This is a genomic window from Pauljensenia sp. UMB10120, assembly GCF_030212035.1.
GTDB classification, from domain to species: Bacteria; Actinomycetota; Actinomycetes; order Actinomycetales; family Actinomycetaceae; genus Pauljensenia; species Pauljensenia radingae_A.
On record NZ_JASODH010000003.1, the window covers coordinates 25,658 to 45,530 of the forward strand.

Annotated in this window: 16 protein-coding genes and 1 pseudogene; all 17 read right to left on the minus strand. The window is 60.6% G+C overall.

The features are described from left to right. Positions 1-14: 14 nt before the first annotated feature. The gene (locus tag QP093_RS03600; RefSeq protein WP_070725378.1) at positions 15-905 is read right to left on the minus strand and encodes a M48 family metalloprotease; all 891 of its coding nucleotides are present in this window, start codon (positions 903-905) and stop codon (positions 15-17) included. Between the two features lie 12 nt (positions 906-917). Beyond that, on the minus strand, positions 918-2,417 hold the full coding sequence (locus QP093_RS03605; RefSeq protein WP_117394388.1) for an FAD-dependent oxidoreductase: 1,500 nt from the start codon (positions 2,415-2,417) through the stop codon (positions 918-920). A 123-nt stretch (positions 2,418-2,540) separates the two neighbouring features. After that, positions 2,541-3,566, minus strand: coding sequence for a polyprenyl synthetase family protein (locus QP093_RS03610; protein ID WP_257590299.1), 1,026 nt, complete (start codon positions 3,564-3,566; stop codon positions 2,541-2,543). Continuing rightward, entirely contained in the window at positions 3,563-5,131 is a 1,569-nt protein-coding gene (nuoN, locus tag QP093_RS03615; RefSeq protein WP_285015070.1) for an NADH-quinone oxidoreductase subunit NuoN, read from the minus strand. Before nuoN ends, QP093_RS03610 begins: the two co-directional genes overlap by 4 nt. Positions 5,132-5,136: 5 nt before the next feature. Beyond that, positions 5,137-6,780 carry a complex I subunit 4 family protein gene (locus QP093_RS03620; protein ID WP_285014756.1) on the minus strand — a complete coding sequence of 548 codons (1,644 nt, stop codon included), beginning with the start codon at positions 6,778-6,780 and terminating at the stop codon, positions 5,137-5,139. An 18-nt stretch (positions 6,781-6,798) separates the two neighbouring features. Beyond that, the gene (gene nuoL, locus QP093_RS03625) at positions 6,799-8,754 is read right to left on the minus strand and encodes an NADH-quinone oxidoreductase subunit L (RefSeq protein ID WP_285014758.1); all 1,956 of its coding nucleotides are present in this window, start codon (positions 8,752-8,754) and stop codon (positions 6,799-6,801) included. A 15-nt stretch (positions 8,755-8,769) separates the two neighbouring features. Continuing rightward, a complete protein-coding gene (gene nuoK / locus QP093_RS03630) occupies positions 8,770-9,069 on the minus strand; it encodes an NADH-quinone oxidoreductase subunit NuoK (protein WP_058237190.1) in 300 nt (99 codons plus the stop codon). A gap of 191 nt (positions 9,070-9,260) precedes the next feature. Beyond that, a pseudogene (locus tag QP093_RS03635) lies at positions 9,261-10,154 on the minus strand (NADH-quinone oxidoreductase subunit J); the annotation flags it as partial. Positions 10,155-10,174: 20 nt separating this feature from the next. Further along, positions 10,175-10,867, minus strand: a complete 693-nt coding sequence (gene nuoI / locus QP093_RS03640) for an NADH-quinone oxidoreductase subunit NuoI (protein ID WP_285014761.1) — start codon at positions 10,865-10,867, stop codon at positions 10,175-10,177. Beyond that, complete coding sequence (gene nuoH / locus QP093_RS03645; RefSeq protein WP_285015073.1) at positions 10,860-12,200, minus strand: NADH-quinone oxidoreductase subunit NuoH; 1,341 nt, start codon at positions 12,198-12,200, stop codon at positions 10,860-10,862. The genes nuoI and nuoH overlap by 8 nt, the downstream gene beginning before the upstream one ends. Then, positions 12,200-14,794, minus strand: a complete 2,595-nt coding sequence (locus tag QP093_RS03650) for an NADH-quinone oxidoreductase subunit G (RefSeq protein ID WP_285014763.1) — start codon at positions 14,792-14,794, stop codon at positions 12,200-12,202. The genes nuoH and QP093_RS03650 overlap by 1 nt, the downstream gene beginning before the upstream one ends. After that, positions 14,791-16,092 (minus strand): NADH-quinone oxidoreductase subunit NuoF, encoded by a 1,302-nt coding sequence (gene nuoF, locus QP093_RS03655; protein ID WP_058237193.1) that lies wholly within the window; start codon positions 16,090-16,092, stop codon positions 14,791-14,793. The genes QP093_RS03650 and nuoF overlap by 4 nt, the downstream gene beginning before the upstream one ends. Continuing rightward, on the minus strand, positions 16,089-16,778 hold the full coding sequence (gene nuoE / locus QP093_RS03660) for an NADH-quinone oxidoreductase subunit NuoE (protein WP_092648796.1): 690 nt from the start codon (positions 16,776-16,778) through the stop codon (positions 16,089-16,091). Before nuoE ends, nuoF begins: the two co-directional genes overlap by 4 nt. Beyond that, positions 16,775-18,130 (minus strand): NADH-quinone oxidoreductase subunit D, encoded by a 1,356-nt coding sequence (locus QP093_RS03665; RefSeq protein WP_092648797.1) that lies wholly within the window; start codon positions 18,128-18,130, stop codon positions 16,775-16,777. The genes nuoE and QP093_RS03665 overlap by 4 nt, the downstream gene beginning before the upstream one ends. After that, entirely contained in the window at positions 18,130-18,816 is a 687-nt protein-coding gene (locus QP093_RS03670; RefSeq protein WP_070725414.1) for an NADH-quinone oxidoreductase subunit C, read from the minus strand. Before QP093_RS03670 ends, QP093_RS03665 begins: the two co-directional genes overlap by 1 nt. A 53-nt stretch (positions 18,817-18,869) precedes the next feature. Next, positions 18,870-19,424: an NADH-quinone oxidoreductase subunit B gene (locus QP093_RS03675; protein WP_058237196.1), complete on the minus strand. Its 555-nt coding sequence runs from the start codon at positions 19,422-19,424 to the stop codon at positions 18,870-18,872. A 16-nt stretch (positions 19,425-19,440) separates the two neighbouring features. Continuing rightward, on the minus strand, positions 19,441-19,800 hold the full coding sequence (locus tag QP093_RS03680) for an NADH-quinone oxidoreductase subunit A (protein ID WP_058237197.1): 360 nt from the start codon (positions 19,798-19,800) through the stop codon (positions 19,441-19,443). Positions 19,801-19,873 lie beyond the last annotated feature (73 nt).

The window sequence follows — 19,873 nt, forward strand, 5'->3', positions numbered from 1 at the left end:
AGCCGATGTTCGGCCTAATAGCCGGCCAGTTCCTCCAAGCGGCGGATCCGCTCTTCCATCGGCGGGTGCGTGGACATGAGCGAGCGCACCGATTCCCCACTGAACGGATTCGCAATCATCATCTGGGCTGCTCCCTGGTGCTCCGGTGTACGCTCAAGTGGCACGCGGCTGGTGCCCACCTCAAGCTTCTTCAACGCCGACGCTAAAGCAAGGGGATCGTGCGACAAAATCGCGCCGTCGTGATCCGCCTCGTACTCACGCGTGCGTGAAATCGCCAGCTGGATGAGCATGCCGATCAGCGGCGCAACAATCGCGGCGACCAGTGACAGTATCAGTCCGGCCGCTCCCCCACCGTCACGGTTACGACGGCTGTAGCCTCCCATCCACAGCAGAGAGCGCCCAGCGATTGCCATGATGCCCGCCAGGGACGAGGCGATCGCAGTAATCAGAATGTCACGGTTGTACACATGAGACAGTTCATGCCCGATTACACCGCGCAGCTCACGCTCATTGAGCAGATCGAGGATACCGGCGGTCACGCACACCGCAGCATTTTTCGGGTTACGTCCCGTTGCAAACGCGTTAGGCGCCATCGTCGGCGCAATCCACAGTGTCGGCATTGGCTGATCGGCCTGCCGGCTCAGATCCTCGACAATGCGGTAAACCTCCGGATACAGACTTTGATCCATAGGCTCGGCATTCATCTGGCGCAGCGCCAAGGACGCCGAGTTCCAGTAGGTGAAGAACGTACCGATCAGCGATACGCCGCCCATCACCCACAGCCACACCATCGACCCGGTTGTATGCGCCAAAATCGCACCAATACCGAGGAGCACCGCCCACAGGACGGCAAACAGAAGGATTGTGCGCACTGTGTTGGACGCGACACGCGAACGCGATTTCATATCTCTAGTGTCTCATTCGCCGCGCGGACCGGTGTAGTGATCACCAAATCGCTCAATAGCCGTGGGCACGCCCATCTCACCGGGCTGACCAATCAGGTCCTCATCGTCGTGCGAATGCTCTTCACCGCGAGAAATCGCCGTCATCGCATTGCGGGAGACAACCTTGATGCGCTCACGGATGCCGCGACCACCAGAAAGCTCACCATACCGTGAGCCCAGTTCGCGTTCGTACGCATCCAGCAGCTCCCAGCCTTCCCATGTCGTGTACGCGACGCCACGCTCGTCAAGCAGTTTGATCATCGCATCGTGCCCCACTGCTTCACTGGTGGCATGCAGAGCGCCAGCCTCTGCATCTTCAACCAGGTGCGCAATGGTCTGCTGCGCATCCGACTTCGTGGAGCCGATCAGGCCCACGGGGCCACGCTTCACCCATCCGGTCGCGTACACGCCTGAAACAATTTCCGTTGACCCCGGCTCGGTGACAACGCGTCCCTCGTTATTCGGGATCACGCCACGAACCTCGTCAAACGGCACGCCGGGGATGGGCGACGAAAAGTACCCGACGGCCCGGTACACGGCCTGCACTGGCCAGTCAGTCATCACTCCGGTGCCGCGCACACTGCCGTCACCGACCAGTTCAGTGCGTTCGGTGCGCAGTGCGCGCACGTTACCTTTGCTGTCCGCCAGAATCTCCGAAGGTGACTGGAACAGGTGGATATGGATACGGCGAGAAGCGTGGCGCTCGTCTGGATCCACCGAGGCGTAGTTCGTCAGTGTCTTGACGACCTGGCGCTGCTGGTTGGATGAGCGCATCGTCTGTTCGGAGCCTTCATCAAAATCAAAGTCTTCCTCATCGACAATCACGTCAACGTCGGGCACTTTGCCCAGTTCACGCAGCTCGAGTGGCGTGAACTTGACCTGCGCGGGACCTCGGCGGCCAAAAACATGTACATCGGTGATGGGATTGTCTTCGAGAATTTTCGCCACGTTGTCCGGCACTTCAGTCACCATCAGGTCATGCACATGCTTAGAGAGGATGCGGGACACATCCAGCGCCACATTGCCCACACCGATGACGGCAACCTCGCGCGCGTCAAGCGGCCAGGTGCGCGGGTAGTCCGGATGCCCGTCGTACCACGAGACAAAGTCGGCTGCACCATATGACTGCGGCAGGTCGACACCTGGGATGTTTAGCGGAGCATCACGGTCAGCTCCGGTTGCCAAGATGACGGCGTCGTAGTGTTCGCGCAGATCGTCGATCGTCACGTCGCGACCGATCTCCACGTTGCCGAGCAGGCGGATGTCGCCTCGCTGCAGGATCTTGTAGAGGGCAACGATGATTTGTTTGATGCGCGGATGATCAGGAGCCACGCCGTAGCGAACGAGTCCGTAGGGAGCAGGCAGGCGTTCGAACAGGTCGATATTCACATCGAGATCTGATTTCGACAAGATGTCCGAAGCATAAATACCAGCCGGGCCGGCCCCGACAACGGCAACGTTCGTTGCTGTCACAGTCATTCGTCCCTTCTCAGGCTCACCACGCACGAATGAGCGTGGCTCGAGCCGCGTTTTCGATACAACACACCATCCTAGCGCGCTTCACAGGAACGGCACTATGGCGCCGCCCACGCACGATCAGGACAAGCGGTTGACCATAAGATGAGCGAAAGCAGTCAGCGCCTGTTTGGGTTCAGAATCGTCGAGGGCGTCCAGCACTGCCACTGCATCGTCGCACCACTTTTCAGCTAGGTCGCGAGTCTCCTGCAGCACTTGGTGATGGCGCAGCTTGTCAACAACGTCAGCCAGGACGCCATCGGAACTCAGATCCCCGTCGATTGCGTCCAGGATTTCCTGACCTGCCGCATCGTCACCGTTGTGTGCCACGTGGCGGCGCAACAGCAAGACGGGCAGTGTATCCACGCCTTCACGCAGGTCAGTTCCCGGGGTCTTCCCTGAGGTCTCACCTGTGGAGGCAAGATCCAGAACATCATCAGCGATCTGGAAAGCGACGCCGACCTTCTCACCGTAGGTGGCAACAAGGTCAGCGACCTCTCTGCCGGCTCCGCCGTGGAAGGCTCCAAAGAAAGCTGATGCTGAAAGGAGCGATCCTGTCTTGTCTGCCAAAACCTGCAGATAGAACTCGACCGGGTCGGCGTCTTCGGGTGGTCCGAAGGTTTCGTTGAGCTGCCCCATGCACAGACGCTCAAAGGTGTCTGAGTGATGCGCCACCGATTCAGGTCCCAGGGAAGCTATCAGGCGTGATGCCCTGGCAAAGAGCACATCGCCAGCGAGGATGGCGCGGTTGTTACCCCACATGTGCTGTGCGGAGGTAACCCCGCGCCGAGTGGGTGCGCTGTCCATGACGTCGTCGTGATAGAGCGATGCCAGGTGCGTCAGCTCCATTGCGGTTGCTGCGCTGATGACACGCTCGCTCGTTGCGCGCTCGGGGTCACCGAGCTGCGCACACACAAGCGTCAAAGCCGGGCGGATCCGTTTGCCTCCCGCCACGCTCAGATGACGTGTGAGTTCTTCGACCAGGTCACGCCCGCCTCGAACTGCGTCGTTCAGCAGCTCCTCCACGCTTTCCAGCGCAGGAGTGATACGCGCTTCGAGAGCAGGGACGTCAAGGTCAAGTACGGAATAAGAATTCACAGCTGTCACGGCAAGAAGATAGCGACATTTGAGAGCATTGACAAGACGGGCCCAGGAACGATGCCCAGCAGGATCGTCCCAAGCGCGCACACAGCAATAGCGATCGCAGTGAGGCCTTCGCTCTTAATGACCACGGTGTTCTCACTTGGTTCCGTGAAGAACATCAGGCGAACAACACGGAAGTAGTAGAACGCTGTTGCCACGGAGCACAGCAGGCCGATCGCAACCAACCATCCGAGTTGGCCAGCGAAGGCATCTGAAAATACAACGAACTTTCCAATGAAGCCGCTGGTCAATGGAATGCCGGCGAATGACATCAGGAACACCAGGACGCTGCCTGCCAGCAGCGGGCTGCGTTTGCCCAGTCCGGCCCAGCGATCCAAAGCCGTTGCCTCTCCGCCTACCTCCAGCGAATCACCAGAGCGGGTGCCGGAGCGAACCAGCGTAACTGCAGCGAAGGAGCCGATGGTGGCCAGTGCGTATGCCAGGACGTAGAACAGGACGTGGCCTGCCGATCCCTTGACCAGGGACATGACCGCCAGCAGGATGAAGCCCGCATGCGCGATTGACGAGTACGCCAGCATGCGTTTGATGTCTGTTTGGACCAGACCTGCGACGGTGCCAACCACCATCGTCAGGACAGCGATAATACTCATCGGGATCAGCAGATCCCATGTGAAGTGTCCGGCGAGGACCTGGTAGAAACGCAGGATCGCGGCAAAGGCAGCCATTTTCACTGCAGCTGCCATGAAACCGGTGATCGGGCTGGGTGCGCCGGTGTAAACGTCAGGCGTCCATGCGTGGAACGGGGCAGCACCAACCTTGAAGAGCAGGCCCACCAGCACCATGACGATGCCGGCCAGCAGCAGCCAGTCCATCTCGCCCGTGCTCTGGGTCATGACCTTGTACACTCCGGAGAACTTCAGTCCACCTGAGTACCCGTACAGCAGTGCCATGCCCATCAGGAAGAAGGCCGAGGCGAATGCGCCGAGGATGAAGTACTTCAGCGCGGCTTCCTGTGACAGTTGGCGGCGACGGCGCGCTGTTGCACACAGGATGTACAGCGGTAGCGACATCACCTCGAGTGCCACGAACAGCATGATCATTGAGTCCGCTGCAGGGAACACCATCATGCCACCCAGCGAGAACAGGACGAGGGCAAACATTTCCGAACGTTGGTAGCGCTTCTTTTCTGTCAGCTCCTCATCGACGGAACCGGGACGGTCCGAGGGCTGTCCAGCGAAGGCTCCATCACGAATCTGCGTACGATCCGCGATGACGAGCAACGCCAGGAAGGTGATGACGGCAAGAATCAGTTGCGCACCCACTGTCAGCGGGTCCTCAATGTATTCATCGAAACCCTGCGGCGTGTCAGCTACGACAACCCAGCGCCATGAGAGCACGACGATAGCTGCAGCGGTCACGACGAGGGAGACCCCAATTCCCAGCGGGCGACGAAGGCGTGCGGGGGCAAATGATTCAACCAGGACTGCCAGTACTGCTCCACCGAGCACAATCAGCACTGGTGTCAGGCTCGCCCACGGAACACTGGCCGTAGTTGTAGCGACGTTCATGGGAATCACTTGGAGCTCCCTTCAGTTGACGTATCGGCAGGTGCGTCAGAGGTTTGCCCATCTGTCTGCGCTGGCGCACTCGCCGCGCTTCCTGCGTTCAAGACCTGGTCTGATACCGGGGTCAGTGCTCCGACAATCGGAGCAGACCACAAGCCGATGACTGCCATCGCGATGATCAGCGGCGTCACGACGGCCTTTTCGCGACCGTTCATGTCAGTGAGGTGGCGCATTGGTTCGTTTGGCGGGCCGGTGAAGACCTTCTGATACGGCAGCAGCACGTACAGGGCGGCGATGATGACACCCAGCACAGCGAACAGCGCGATCGGAACTGACACGGAGAAGGACCCCATCAGCACCATGTATTCAGGGACGAACCCTGACAAGCCAGGCAGGGCGATTGAAGCCAAACCGGACACCAACCACGTGCCGGCGATCACCGGAGTCACACGCTGCATTCCGCGGTATGCAGGAATCTCGCGTGTCCCGCCTCGGCGGGTCAGGAAGCCGGAGATCAGGAACATGGCGGCGATCGAGACACCGTGAGCGACCATGTAGATCATCGCGCCGGTCAACGCCAGCTGCGAGCCGATGAAGATGCCCAGCACCATGAAGCCGAAGTGTGACACCGAGGTGTAGGACACCAGTCGCATAATGTCGTTTTGTCCGATGGCGGCCAGACCGCCCCACAGGATTGAGACGATGGCGGCAACGCACATGGCGACGGCACACTTGGCCGCTGCCTGCGGGAAAAGGCTCACGCACAGCGTGATCATTCCGAATGTGCCGATCTTGTCGAGCACGCCGACCAGCAGGACGGATGTACCTGGGCGGGCAACTGCCGCCGTGTCAGGCAGCCATGTGTGGACCGGAACCATCGGCGCCTTGATGATGAAGGCGACCATGAAGGCCCAGAAGATCCCCATTGCCCACGAGGACGGCAGCATCGGGGTGAATTGAGAGAGAGTGTCCAGGCGGAAGAACGTCTCGGACTTTTGCGGGACAACTGCCCACAGTGCCACCAGACCGCCCAACATGGCCAGGCCACCGGCAAGCGAGTACAGCAGGAACTTGATGGCAGCCTTGCGGCGTGCCACGGCCTCGCCCACTCCGTAGGTGCCGATCATAAAGAACAGCGGCACCAGCATCGCTTCAAATGCGACGTAGAAGACGATTACGTCGAAGGCTGCGAAGATCACGACCATGAACATTTCAAGGACGAGGATCAGCGCGCTATAGGCGCCCTCACGCGACTCACGTTCGTCAGCGTCAGCGTCGCGCGCGTCGCCCTCGTGCGTGGAACCGGCGAGGCGAGCAGGCGCAGCAAGCAGAACGAGCGGCACCAGTGCGACGGCCAGCAAGATCATCACAAGGCCGAGGGCATTTACGCCGAGCGCCCATGACACGCCCATCTGCGGGATCCACGAATATGATTCACCGAGCTGGTGTGTGGCAGGTGTGGTCCAGTCGAATTGCGTGGCAACGATGATACCGAGCACCAATTCGCTGAGCGAGGCGCCCAACGCCACAAGGCGTCCGCGCGCACGCAACCCCGGGATGAGGCCGACCAGTGCGCCGGCCACGAGCGGCCAGGCAACCATGATCGTCAGCCACGGGATTGAACTGGACTGGATGAGATCAGTAGTAGTCATTGATTCTCCTCCTCACCCTCACAGCCTGAAGCCGAGGACGATTGCCAAGACGACAAGAACGCCGCCAAGGATGTAAGACGCATAGGTTCGCACCAAACCGTTCTGTGTGATGGCGACGAGGCGACCCGCACCAACGGTGAGCCAGCTCAAGCCGCCCACTGCACCGTCGACCACCTTTCGATCGCCCTCTGTTGCCACGGTGACCAACGCCTGTCCGGGCATCATGAAGAGTTTCTCGTTGATGTGGTCCTGGTACAGATCCTGGCGTGCAGCCTGCGTGAGCGCGTTGCCTGCCGGGACGCCAATCGGGACCGGCTTCTTCACGTACATGAACCACGCAACGGCGACGCCGATCACGACAAGCAGCAGGGTGGCGACCTGGATCAGCCACATCGGCAGGACCGGCTCAACGTGAGGGGTCTCCCCCACTGCGGGAACCAGCCATGAGGTGAATGCTCCGCCGATGCTGAGCAGTCCACCGATGAATACCGAGCAAACCGCCAGAATGATCATCGGGATGGTCATCAGAGGGGACGACTCGTGCGGGTGGACTTCCTGCTCGGGTGTTGAATCTGTCCAGCGTGCTTCTCCGTGGAAGATCATGAAGAACAGGCGCGACATGTAGAACGCGGTGATTCCGGCACCGAACATTGTGACCAGGCCGAATACCCACGGAGCCCAGGGTGTTGACATTCCGGAGAACGAGGACGCTGCAAATGCCGCCTCGATGAGCTTGTCCTTTGAGAAGAATCCGGAGAATGGCGGCACGCCGAGGATGGCGAGCCAGCCGCATGCGAACGTAATCCAGGTGACTTTCATCGCGGTGCGCAGGGCACCGAAGCGACGCATGTTGACCTGATCGTTCATGCCGTGCATGACGGAGCCTGCTCCCAAGAACATCAATGCCTTGAAGAAACCGTGCGTGAACAGGTGGAAGATGGCAAACGCCCAGCCGATGGGGCCAAGGCCCGCACCCAGAAGCATGTAGCCGATCTGCGACATCGTTGATGCTGCCAGCACCTTCTTCATGTCGTCCTTGGCCGAACCGACGATCGCACCGAACAGCAACGTGATCGCACCGATGATCGCCACTGTCAGTGATGCGGCAGGGGCTGCCAGGAAGATCGCGCCGGAGCGGACAATCAGGTACACACCTGCGGTCACCATCGTGGCCGCGTGGATCAGCGCGGACACCGGCGTCGGGCCGGCCATTGCGTCACCGAGCCATGCCTGCAGTGGGAACTGCGCGGACTTACCGCAGGCAGCGACCAGCAGGAAGATACCGATGAGTGTCGCCTGTGCAGTGGACAGTCCCGCAGCTGCAGTGCTGACGTCATTCATGGAGACGGAGCCGACATAGGCAACCATCCCCATCATGGCGATCAGCATGCCCATGTCACCGACACGGTTCATGACAAACGCCTTCTTCGCGGCGGTCGCATTGTCGGGCACCTGGTTCCAGAAGCCGATCAGCAGGTATGAGGCAAGGCCTACGCCTTCCCATCCCATGAAGAGCACTGCGTAAGAATTCGCGATGACCAGTGTCAGCATGGAGGCGATGAAGAAGTTCAAGTAGGCAAAGAAGCGGCGGCGATCCCGGTCGTGTTCCATGTAGGCGATGGCGTATACGTGGATGAGCGAGCCCACGAAGGTCACGAGCATCACGAAGGTCATCGACAGCGGGTCGATCAGGGTTCCGAAGTTGATGGACAGGTCGCCGGCCGGAATCCACGAGAACAGATCGATGGACAGTCGTCGCTCACCTGCTGGAAGTCCAAGCATCTGCACCAGGATAACGACGCCGACAACGAATGACGCCCACGAGGCGATCACACCGAGGATGTGGCCCCATTTGTCTGCGCGCCGCCCAAGGACGAGCAACAGGATTGCGGACGCCAGTGGGATCGCGACCATAAGCCACGCAAGTGCTGCCGGCCCTGTTGCGGCCGTCAAAGCGGGGAGGGTAGTGGTCATTGAAATGGTCCTCCCTTAGTTCTTTAGCAGGTTGTTGTCGTCCACGCCGGTTGTCGCGCGTGCACGGAAGATGGATACGATGATGGCCAGTCCGACGACCACTTCAGCTGCGGCGACAACCATGACAAAGAACGCCATGATCTGTCCGGCAACATCTGCGTGGATACGTGCGAAGGTCACGAGGGCGAGGTTCGCGGAGTTCAGCATGAGCTCCACACCCATCAGTGAGATCACAGCGGAACGCCTCACGAGGACTACGACCGCTCCGATGGAGAAGATCACGCCCGCGAGGATCAGGTACCATGCCATACTCATTTGGCAGCTCCTTCACCAGGTGTGTGCGGCTGAGCATTGTTATTGCTTCCGCCCTGCGTAGGGCCGGCGTTCGCGCCCGGTCCCTGTACATGATCAGTATTGGCTTGTCCGGCATCCGGTGCGGTCTGCACCTCGCCCATGCCCTTCGGATCAGCTTCGTTGGCCGAGGTCTCGGCCTGCGCGTTGCGGTCAGCCGCGGACGCTTCAGGCTGGTTGAGGCCGGTGGGCGCGGAAGGCCCCGGCATGCCCCAGGCTCCGGATCGAGGAACCGACACGTTTTTTCCTGCCTTGAATGGTGAATCGTCCAGCAGCCCGGCGCGCGTCAGCTGCAAAGACTCTGCAATGTCAGGGGCAACCTGGTTCAGTGAACGGCCCAATCCTCGCACGCGGAAGACACGCGGCACGGAATCTTCCACCGGGGCGAGTGTGTCGCCGCCGATTGCCGGAACGTCCGTTGCGTTCGAATGAGCGAACACGCCAGGCGCCGGAAGCTGTCCAATGTGACGGCCGCTTTCCTTGAAGGCCTTCATCTTGGCTTCAGCCGTAGTGCGCTGGTTGAACGAGGGTCCCAGGCGGTCCGTGTGAGCCAGCAGCATCGCGCCGATCGCGGCAGTGATGAGCAGAGTGCCCGCTAGTTCCATTGACATCCAGTGGTCTGCGAACAGTGAGGATGCCAGCGAGGTGACCGGCTCATTGGAGTACGGGTCAACGCTCGAGGCTTTGCTCGCGGACAACACTGTTTTCGCGCCGATACCGGCAAAAATGGCGATCATGCCGAGCCCGCCGATGCATGCGGCAGTGATTGCACCGCGTGACTGGAATTGGTATCCGTCGGTGGCTCCCAGGCCGATCATCATGATGACGAACAAGAACAGCATCATGATGGCGCCGGTGTAGACGACGACTTGGACAGCACCCAAGAACGGTGCTCCCAGAGCGATGAACAATACTGCCAGTCCGATCATCACCGCGACCATACAGATCGCGGAGTACGCAGCTTTCTTGAAGAAGAGCACACCGAGGGCGCCCAGCACCATGACGACGGCGACGCAACTGAAAAGGATCGCCTCGCCTGTGCTGCCCATCAGTGGCCATGCTGTTTCTGTCACCGCGCAGCCTCCTGTTCAACTGGTTGTGCAACCGCCTGCTGAGCGGACTGCAGTGAAGAATCTTCGGGTCGACGCTCGCGTACCCAGTCGATCTGGCGTTGCGTCGGTCCAGCCACCTCACCCTTGTAGTAGTCGTCGTCGGACATGCCTTCGACCATCGGGTGCGGTGGTGCCAGCATGCCGTCGGCAAGGGGAACAAGAAGCTGGTGCTTTTCGTAGATTTCCGCTTCGCGGCGGTACTCCGACAGTTCGAAGTTGTGTCCCATGGTGAGCGCACGCGTGGGGCACGCTTCGATGCAGAATCCGCAGAAGATGCAACGCAGGTAGTTGATCTGGTAGACCGCGCCGTAACGTTCCCCTGGCGAGTACTGTGCGTCAGGCGTGTTTGAGTGGGCTTCGACGAGGATGGCGTCGGCCGGGCAGGCCCACGCGCACAGCTCGCAGCCGATGCACTTTTCCAGGCCGTCGGCGTAACGGTTGAGCTGGTGACGCCCGTGGAAACGCGGCTGCACGAACGGCCCCTCGAAGGGGTACTGTTCGGTGACAGTGGGGCGGAAGAATGACGTGATCGTCACGCCATACCCTGCCACGGGGGCAAAGAACTCACTGACCGGGCCGCGATGATCGTGCTCGTAGAGCAGCTCCTCATCGGGTCCCAGTGGCGGAAGATGCTTGTCTGACTTACTCATCGGTTTCCTCCTGAGCATCAGTCGCGACAGTCGTGTTGGCTGCAACCCCAACTGGCTGGGCTCTGCGGGCTCGCGGTGACGGCGGCAGCTGCTGGCCGGGCTTGGGCGGGACAGGGAATCCGTCGGCTAACGGATCGAACGTTTCGGTCACGTCGTCTCCCTCGCCGGTGGTTTCGCCCTCACCGGAATCCAGGAACCACATGACTGCAAGGGCGATGACGAAGATCGCGAGGATCACGCCGAGGATCACCGGCATCGAGGTGTCAACCCAGGCGGTCACTCCACGCAGCACTGCTACGGCAACGACCCATGCCAGGGCAACCGGGATGAGACGCTTCCAGCCAAACTGCATGAACTGGTCGTATCGGATACGCAGCAGAGTGCCTCGCGTCCAGATCATCAGGAACATGAAGAACCACATCTTCAGGAAGAACCACACGATTCCGAACCATCCGTCGTTGATGACGGGCACGTGCGACAACGGCCACGGTGCGTGCCATCCGCCAAAGAACATGGTGGTTGCCACGGCTGACACGTTCAGCATGTTGACGTATTCGGACAGGTAGTACCAGCCGAATTTCATAGAGGAGTACTCCGTCATGTGTCCGGCGACAAGTTCGCCTTCAGCTTCGGGCAGGTCAAAAGGCAGGCGGTTAACCTCGCCGACTGCCGAGATGCAGTAGATAACGAAGGCGGGTGCCAGCGTCACTGCCCACCAGAACGGAGTCTGTGCGGCAACGATCTGGGAGGTGGACATTGATCCCGACATGATGAACACGGAGACCAGGGCCAGGCCCATCGACAGTTCATAGGAGATCACCTGCGCGGATGAACGCACGGCGCCGTACAGCGGCAGCGTTGAACGCGTCGACCAGCCACCGAGGACGATGCCGTACAGGCCCAGCGAGGTGATCGCCAGGATATACAGCGCAGCAACCGGCATGTCGGCCAGCTGCAGTGGCGTTGAGTGGCCGAACATGCTGACGTTCGGGCCAAGCGGGATTACTGCGAACACGCTGAATGCGCAGAACGCTGCGATGGCCGGGGCCATGAAGTAGAGGAATTTATCGGAGCGCCTGGTCCACATGTCCTCTTTGAACAGCAGTTTCAACGCGTCAGCGAAAGCCTGGAACAGGCCGAACGGGCCGGCAACGTTCGGGCCGGGCCTGGTCTGCATGCGTCCCAGTCCGCGTCGTTCCACCCACAGGGCGAGCAACACGTTGAAAATCAGGAACAAGATGATGAAGACCGCTTTGATGAGGGTCAGCCACCACGTTTCCTGGGAGAAGTCCGCCACTGTGTAGTCGGGAATCGCCAGCGGAAGCGTTGTCATCATCGGGTCACCTCCACTGCGTGTGAGAGCGTCACAACGGAACCGGCTGTTCCCAGTGACTCATGTACAAGTGATCCTTGGGAGCACTCAGGCAGCCAGACCACACGATCGGGCAGATCGGTGACCTCCACCGGCAGCGTGAGCGATCCGCGTTCGGAGCTAACAGTCAGGGCGTCGCCTTGCGACATTCCCAAAGCCGACAGCGTTGCCTGCGAGATGAAGACAACGGGGCGGCGCGCTGTTCCAGCCAGCTGCGGTGCGCCGTCCTGAAGGCGTCCGGCGTCGAGCATCGGTTTGTGAGTGGCCAGAACAGCCTGTCCCTCGCTCACCGATTCGACGGGCGGGGCGGTTGTGGTAGCCACATCCATGACGCAGCGTTCACCGGACCAGTCCATCACGGGGTTGACCTCGTCATACAGATCCTTCAGCGTGGCTCCACCCAGATCGACATCAAATTCGCGCGCCAGTCGCACGAGCACATCGCGATCAGTCAGCGAGCGTGACGAGATCGCCTGGCCGAAGGGGCGCAGTCGGCCTTCCCAGTTGATGAAGGTACCGTTCTTTTCCAGCGGCGGGGCAACGGGCAGCACCACGTCAGCAAGCTCAGTGACATCGGACGCGCGCACTTCCATCGACACGAGGAAGTCCACTGCGTCGAGCGCATTGCGTGCCGCTTTCGGATCGGGCAGGTCACGCAGGTCAACACCTCCCACGATCAGGGCGCTGACAGAGCCGGTGCGCACACCGCCCAGAATGTCCTGAATGTCCATGCCGGTTGTGGTCGGCATGCCTGCCGTATCCCAGCCCATGCTTTCGCGGGCACCGGCATCGGCAAGTGAGCGACCAAATGGCAGCAGGCCGGGAAGAAGTCCGGCTTCAACCGCTGCGCGGTCACCGCTTCGGCGTGGAACCCACTGGAGTCGGGCTCCAGTTGCCTGAGCGAGCTTGGCGGTTGCAGTCAGCAGCCCGGGGGTGCGCGCTGCGCGTTCTCCGACCAGGATGATCCCGCCGTCGGACAGGGATTCGACGAGGGCGGTGCCTTCGGCCGCTGCTCCGCTGGTGAGCGACGCGAGAACTTCGGTTTCAGTTCCGGGTGCGGCGTGCACCACCTGTGCGTTGAGCTTGAGTGATCCACTTGTCGTCATCGGCGCAATGGTCGTGACGTGAGTGGTTCCCTTCAGGACGCCTTTACGCAAGCGCAGGAAAATGGATCCGCATTCGTCTTCGGGCTCGAGTGCGACCAGCAGGACGCTCCCGGCCTTTTCCAGATCCGCATACGTCACACCCAGCCCTGTTCCTGCTACGTGTGCTGCGAGGAATTGGCGTTCTTCCTCGCTGGTTTCGCGAACGCGTGCATCGATGGAATCGGTCCCCACAACAGTGCGAGCAAACTTGGACCATGCCCAGGCATCCTCGAAGGTCAGACGGCCGCCAGGAAGCATGCCAACTGTTCCCTTGTCACGCGCCACCTTCAGTCCTTCAGCCACGCGGTGCAGCGCGTCGGCCCAGGAGGTCGGCACCATCTGACCGTTTTCGCGAACCAGCGGTGTGGTCAGGCGGGATTCACGATCCCATTCAAAGGCGAAGCGATCCTTGTCGGTGATCCACTCTTCGTTCACGTCCGGATCGTTGCCGGCCATGCGGCGCACGACCTGGCCGCGACGCACGTCGATACGGATCGCTGATCCGGATGCGTCGTGTTCTGACACCGACGGTGTGGAAACCAGGTCGAAGGGGCGTGCACGGAAGCGGTAGGACGACGCGGTGAGCGCGCCGACCGGGCAGATCTGAATAACGTTGCCGGAGAAGTACGAGGCGAATGCGCGTCCCGACTGGTCGTATCCTGATGGTGGAAGCTCTCCCCCGTTGATGGATCCAATGACGCCAGCCTCGCCGTATGGGCCAGACAGCGGCACAGTTCTCGCGTCGTGGGCACCTTCGTCGTGGAACCCGATGACCTGGGTGTCGAAGGAGCCGATCTGTTCGCCCATGAAGTAATGGTCGTCTGTCGGTGAGGTACCGCCGCCGCGACCTTGCAGGTCGATGAACGCGTCGCCTGCAATCTCCTTACCGAAACGCACGCAGCGCTGGCACAGGATGCAGCGGTCACGGTCCAGCATGATGTGGCTGGTCAGCTTCAGAGGCTTGGGGAAGGTGCGCTTGGCGTCAGCGAATCGTGACTTTGCGCGTCCTTCTGTCATGGCCTGGTTCTGCAGGGGACATTCGCCGCCCTTGTCGCAGATAGGGCAGTCCAGCGGGTGGTTGATCAGCAGGAACTCCATAACGCCGCGCTGTGCTTTGTCGGCAATCTCGGAGGTGAACTGGGTCTTGACGACCATTCCCGGGCTGACTGTCTGTGCGCATGAGGGCTGCGGCTTGGGCATGAAGCGCAGCTCGCCGGTCTTGCGGTCAGGCATTCCGACTTCGACAAGGCACTGGCGGCATGCAGCTGCAGGTGCGAGCAGTGGGTGATCGCAGAATCGTGGAATACGAATTCCAGCCTGTTCCGCAGCGCGAATGACCAGCGTTCCCTTGGGAACGGACATCTGGATGTCATCGATCGTAATATCGACCATTTCTGGCGCGTCGCTCATCGGGCACCTCCTCTAGTGAAGTTAGCGGACGCTTCGTACGGGAACAGCTCCTGTGCGGGCGTCGTCAAACCGGCTTCGAATTCTTCTCGGAACTTGCTGATGCCGGACCTGATTGGTGTGGCTGCAGCGTCACCGAGTGCGCAGAAGCTGCGACCGGCGATGTTCCCGGCGATCTCTTCGAGCAGATCGACGTCTCCGGGAAGCCCCTTGCCCTGTTCCAGGCGCAGCATGATCTGCTTGAGCCAGTACGTTCCTTCACGGCACGGCGTGCATTTGCCGCACGATTCGTGCTGGTAGAACTCGGTCCAGCGGGTAATGACGCGCACGACCGATGTGGTCTCGTCGAACACCTGCAGTGCACGCGTTGCCAGCATCGATCCGGCCTGTCCCACGGATTCGTAATCGAGGGACACATCAAGTTCAGCTTCGGTAAACAGCGGGGTGGATGATCCGCCTGGTGTCCAGAACTTGAGGGTGTGGCCTTCGCGGATGCCTCCGGCCATGTCGATCAGTTCGCGCATCGTGATGCCGAATGGTGCTTCAAACTGGCCTGGGTTCTTGACGTGGCCTGAGACGGAGAAAATACCGTGGCCCTTGGATTTTTCCGTGCCCATCGAGGCGTACCAGTCGTCTCCGTTGCGGAAAATCCCTGGCACCTGCGAAATGGATTCGGCATTGTTAATAACAGTCGGGCGCGCGTACAGGCCTTCAGCTGCCGGGAACGGGGGCTTCAGGCGCGGATGTCCGCGACGACCTTCCAGGGAGTCCAGCAGTGCGGTTTCTTCACCGCAGATGTAGGCACCGGCACCTGCGTGAGCAATGATGCGCAGGTCTTCCAGCAGGCCAGCCTCTTCAGCTTCGCGAATCGCATTCAGGAGGCGGCGGTAGACGTGGACGACCTCGCCACGCAGGTAGACGAAAGCGTGGTGGCAGTTAATGGCGCGGCATGTGATCGCCATGCCTTCAACCAGAATGTGCGGGTTCGCCATGATCAGCGGGATGTCCTTGCAGGTTCCTGGTTCTGATTCGTCGGCGTTGACCACGAGGTACCGCGGCTTGCCGTCATCGGGAGGCAGGAAGGACCACTTGAGTCCGGTCGGGAAGCCTGCGCCGCCTCGGCCTCGCAGACCGGCAGCCTTGACCTTCTCGACGATGTCAGACGGTTCAAGGGCGCGGGCGGCTTTCAATCCTTCGTATCCGCCACGGCTCAGGTAAGACTGCAGCGTCCATGACCGCTCTGCATCCCACCCGCGCGTCAGGATCGGCGTGAGGGTTGATGGTGCGCTTAAGGAGCTCACTTGTCCTCCTCCTGTTCAGAACCGGTCCGCACCGGAGCATTCCAGTTGTTCTGCTCTGCGATGCGCAGGCCCAGCAGTGAGTTCTCGCCCGCTGAAGGGCCCTCATGTTCGTGACCATCAAGAAAACCGGCAAGTACGTGCTCGACCTCTTTGAACGTGTGGACCGTGTCGGCACCACGCGTCGGGTGGATCGGCTTATCGGCCTCGATGTCGTCGATCAGCTGAATCGCTGATTGCGGTGTCTGGTTATCGAAGAACTCCCAGTTGACCATCATGACGGGCGCGTAGTCACACGCGGCGTTGCATTCGAGGCGTTCCAGCGTAATCTTGCCGGATTCACTGGTCTCATCGGTGCCAACTCCCACATGCTGTGAGACGGCCTCCCAGATTGCGTCACCGCCCAGCACGGCGCACAGCGCGTTCGTGCACACGCCCACCAGGTAGTCTCCCGTGGGATGGCGCTTGTACTGGGTATAGAACGTCGCCACAGCGGATACTTCCGCACGTGTCAGGTCGAGGATGTCAGCGCACAGCGCGATGCCGTCAGCAGTGATGTATCCGTCAACGGATTGCACGAGGTGCAGCAGCGGAATCAGTGCTGAGCGTGAATGTCCGGTGGGATACCGGTCCACAACCACCGCCGCTTCTTCACGCAGACGCTGTTCAACTTCTGGCGCGTAGCTCATCGGTCAACACCTCCCAAAACAGGGTCAATTGTTGCCAGGCAGACAACCACGTCAGCCAGCTGGCCCCCCTCGGTCATGATGGACAATGACTGCAGGTTGGCGAATGAAGGGTCACGGAAGTGCGCGCGGTAGGGGCGCGTGCCACCGCCGGAGACTACGTGGATCCCGAGCAGGCCCTTCGGATGTTCGATGGTCTGGTATACCTGACCGGCGGGAACAGAGAATCCCTCGGTCACCAGCTTGAAGTGGTGAATCAGCGACTCCATCGACTCGCCCATGATTTCGCGGATATGTTCGAGCGAGTTGCCCTGTCCGTCGGTTGCAACCGACAGCCGTGCCGGCCACGCGATCGAGGGGTCATCAACCATGGTCGGACCGCCCTCGCACTTCTCGAGGCGTCGGAGCACCTGCACGACGATGCGCAGTGACTGGTAGATCTCGTCGAAGCGAACGAGTGTGCGGTTGTAGGCGTCGGATGAATCGTAGGTGGGAACGTCGAATTCGAAATCTTCGTACCCGCAGTACGGTTGCATCTTTCGCAGATCAAACGGAATGCCGGCCGCTTTCAGGCCCGGTCCGGTCATACCGAGCGCCATAACTGCTGACAGCGGCATGTAGCCGGTACCAACGAAACGCTTTTTGAAGATCGGGTTCTGCAAGGTGAGGTCCTGCAGTTCGCCCACGTCTCTGCGGATGCGCGGCAGCTTTTCACGGATGAAGTCCACCGTTCCTGCCGGCAGGTCCTGTGCGACGCCGCCAGGTCGGATGTACGCGTGGTTCATGCGCAGGCCGGTGATGCGTTCGAAAATTCGCAGGATTTCTTCACGTGCGCGGAAGCCGATGGTCATCATCGTGGTGGCACCCAGCTCGTTGCCGCCGGTTCCGATTGCCACGATGTGCGAGGCTGCACGGTTGAGCTCCATCATGAGTACGCGGATCAGCGTGGCGCGCTCTGGAATCTGGTCGGTGATGCCCAGCAGTTTTTCCACCGCCAGGCAGTAGCCGACTTCCTGGAAGAACGGTGCGACGTAGTCCATGCGGGTGCAGAATGTGACGCCCTGTGTCCACGTGCGGTATTCCATGTTCTTTTCGATGCCGGTGTGCAGGTAGCCGGTGTCAACGCGTGTTTCGCGCACGAGTTCGCCGTCCAGTTCAAGGACCAGGCGGAGCACGCCGTGCGTCGAGGGGTGCACTGGACCCATGTTGAGCACGATGCGTTCGTTCGTGATCTTTTCGATTTCGGCGAGGACGTCTTCCCAGTCACCGCCCTGCGCCATGACTTCGGGAATGTCGTCGACATCGATGTTGGCTGTTCCGGGGGTTGCCCGGAAATTGACACGTTGTGCGTTCATCAGTTGTACGACCTCCGTGTGTCGGCCGGTGGAACGGTGGCTCCCTTGTATTCCACGGGAATGCCGCCCAGTGGGTAATCTTTGCGCTGCGGGTGTCCTACCCAGTCATCCGGCATCGCAGTACGCGTCAAAGAGGGGTGGCCATCAAAGATAATGCCCATCAGGTCCCACGTCTCGCGTTCCTGCCAGTCGTTCGCGGGGTAGATGTCGACGATGCTGGGGATGTGCGGATCTGCGTCCGGGCACGTGACTTCCAGTCGCAGCATCCTGTTATGGGTGATCGACATGAACGGGTAAATGGCGTGGAGTTCACGGCCCCTGTCGGCCGGGTAGTGCACGCCGTTGGTGCCGATGCACAGTTCAAAGCGCAGGTCCTGGTCGTCACGCAGGTGACGTGCCACGCGCTGAATGTGCTCGCGCGCAATGAAGATCGTCAGTTGATCGTGTTCGACAACGACCTTTTCGATGACGTCGTTGACATCAAGGCCATCCTCGGTAATCAGTTCTTCGAGGATGTCCACGACCGAGTCAAACCACGATCCGTACGGCCGCTGGCTGGGGGCAGCGAACGTCGCGGCCTGCTGCAGCCCGCCGAAACCGGTGGTGTCTCCGGCGTCGTGAACGCCGAACATGCCGGTGCGTTGGGCCACCACGTCGGGGGCCTGGAAGGATCCCAGCGCCTGCATCTGCCCCTGCGGCTGCACCTCATCAGGGGTAGGCGTCACTGATTCAGTTTCGCTCACGACAGGAGTCCCTTCATCTGGTGGGTCGGTGTAGCAGCAAGTGCTGCCTGCTCGGCCTTGCGTGCGATTTCCTGACGGTGGACGCCAAGCGGCTCTTTGCCGATCTGCTCACGCAGGGTGAGGACGGCGTGGATCAGCGCTTCGGGGCGAGGTGGGCATCCGGGCAGGTAGACATCCACAGGCAGGAAGTGATCGCAGCCCTGGATGACGGCGTAGTTGTTGAACATGCCGCCGGACGAAGCGCAGGCGCCCATCGAAATGACCCACTTGGGGTCGGCCATCGAGTCGTAGACGCGACGGATGATCGGTGCCATCTTGTGGGAGACACGACCCGAGACGATCATGAGGTCGGAGTGACGCGGCGAGGCGCGGAACACTTCCAGTCCGAATCGTGACATGTCAAAGCGAGGGGTGCCGGCTGCCATCATTTCAATCGCGCAGCACGCCAAGCCCATGGTGACAGGCCACTGGCTGTGTTTACGACCCAGCCCCAGCAGTTTTTCCATGCTGGTCAGAGCAATGCCTGCAGGTAACGCTTCTTCGATACCCATGAGTCCTCCTTCGCTCCTAGTAGTCCAGCCCGCCGCGGCGCCACTCGTAAATGTAGGGCACCGTGATCAGGGCGATAAAGGTCAACATGACAACAAGCCCGAACAAGCCCAGCTGGTTAAAGCTGACGGCCCACGGGTACATAAAGACGACCTCGATGTCGAAGATGATGAAGGTCATCGCGACGAGGTAGTAGCGCACCGGGAAACGGCCTTCCTCAATGTGCTGAGGGCCTGGATCAATGCCACATTCGTAGTTGTCAGCTTTGGTGCTGTTCTTGCGTGTGGGTCCCAGGATCGCTGATGCGCCCAGGCCGCCCAGCGCCAGCACGATGGCTGCTGCCGCCATAATCAGCAATGGCACGTAGGGATTGGTCATTGTTCCTCCCGGTTATTGACGAGGGCGGTCAGCCCGATGGCACAACTGCAACACGGAGATTGCTGAGTCGATC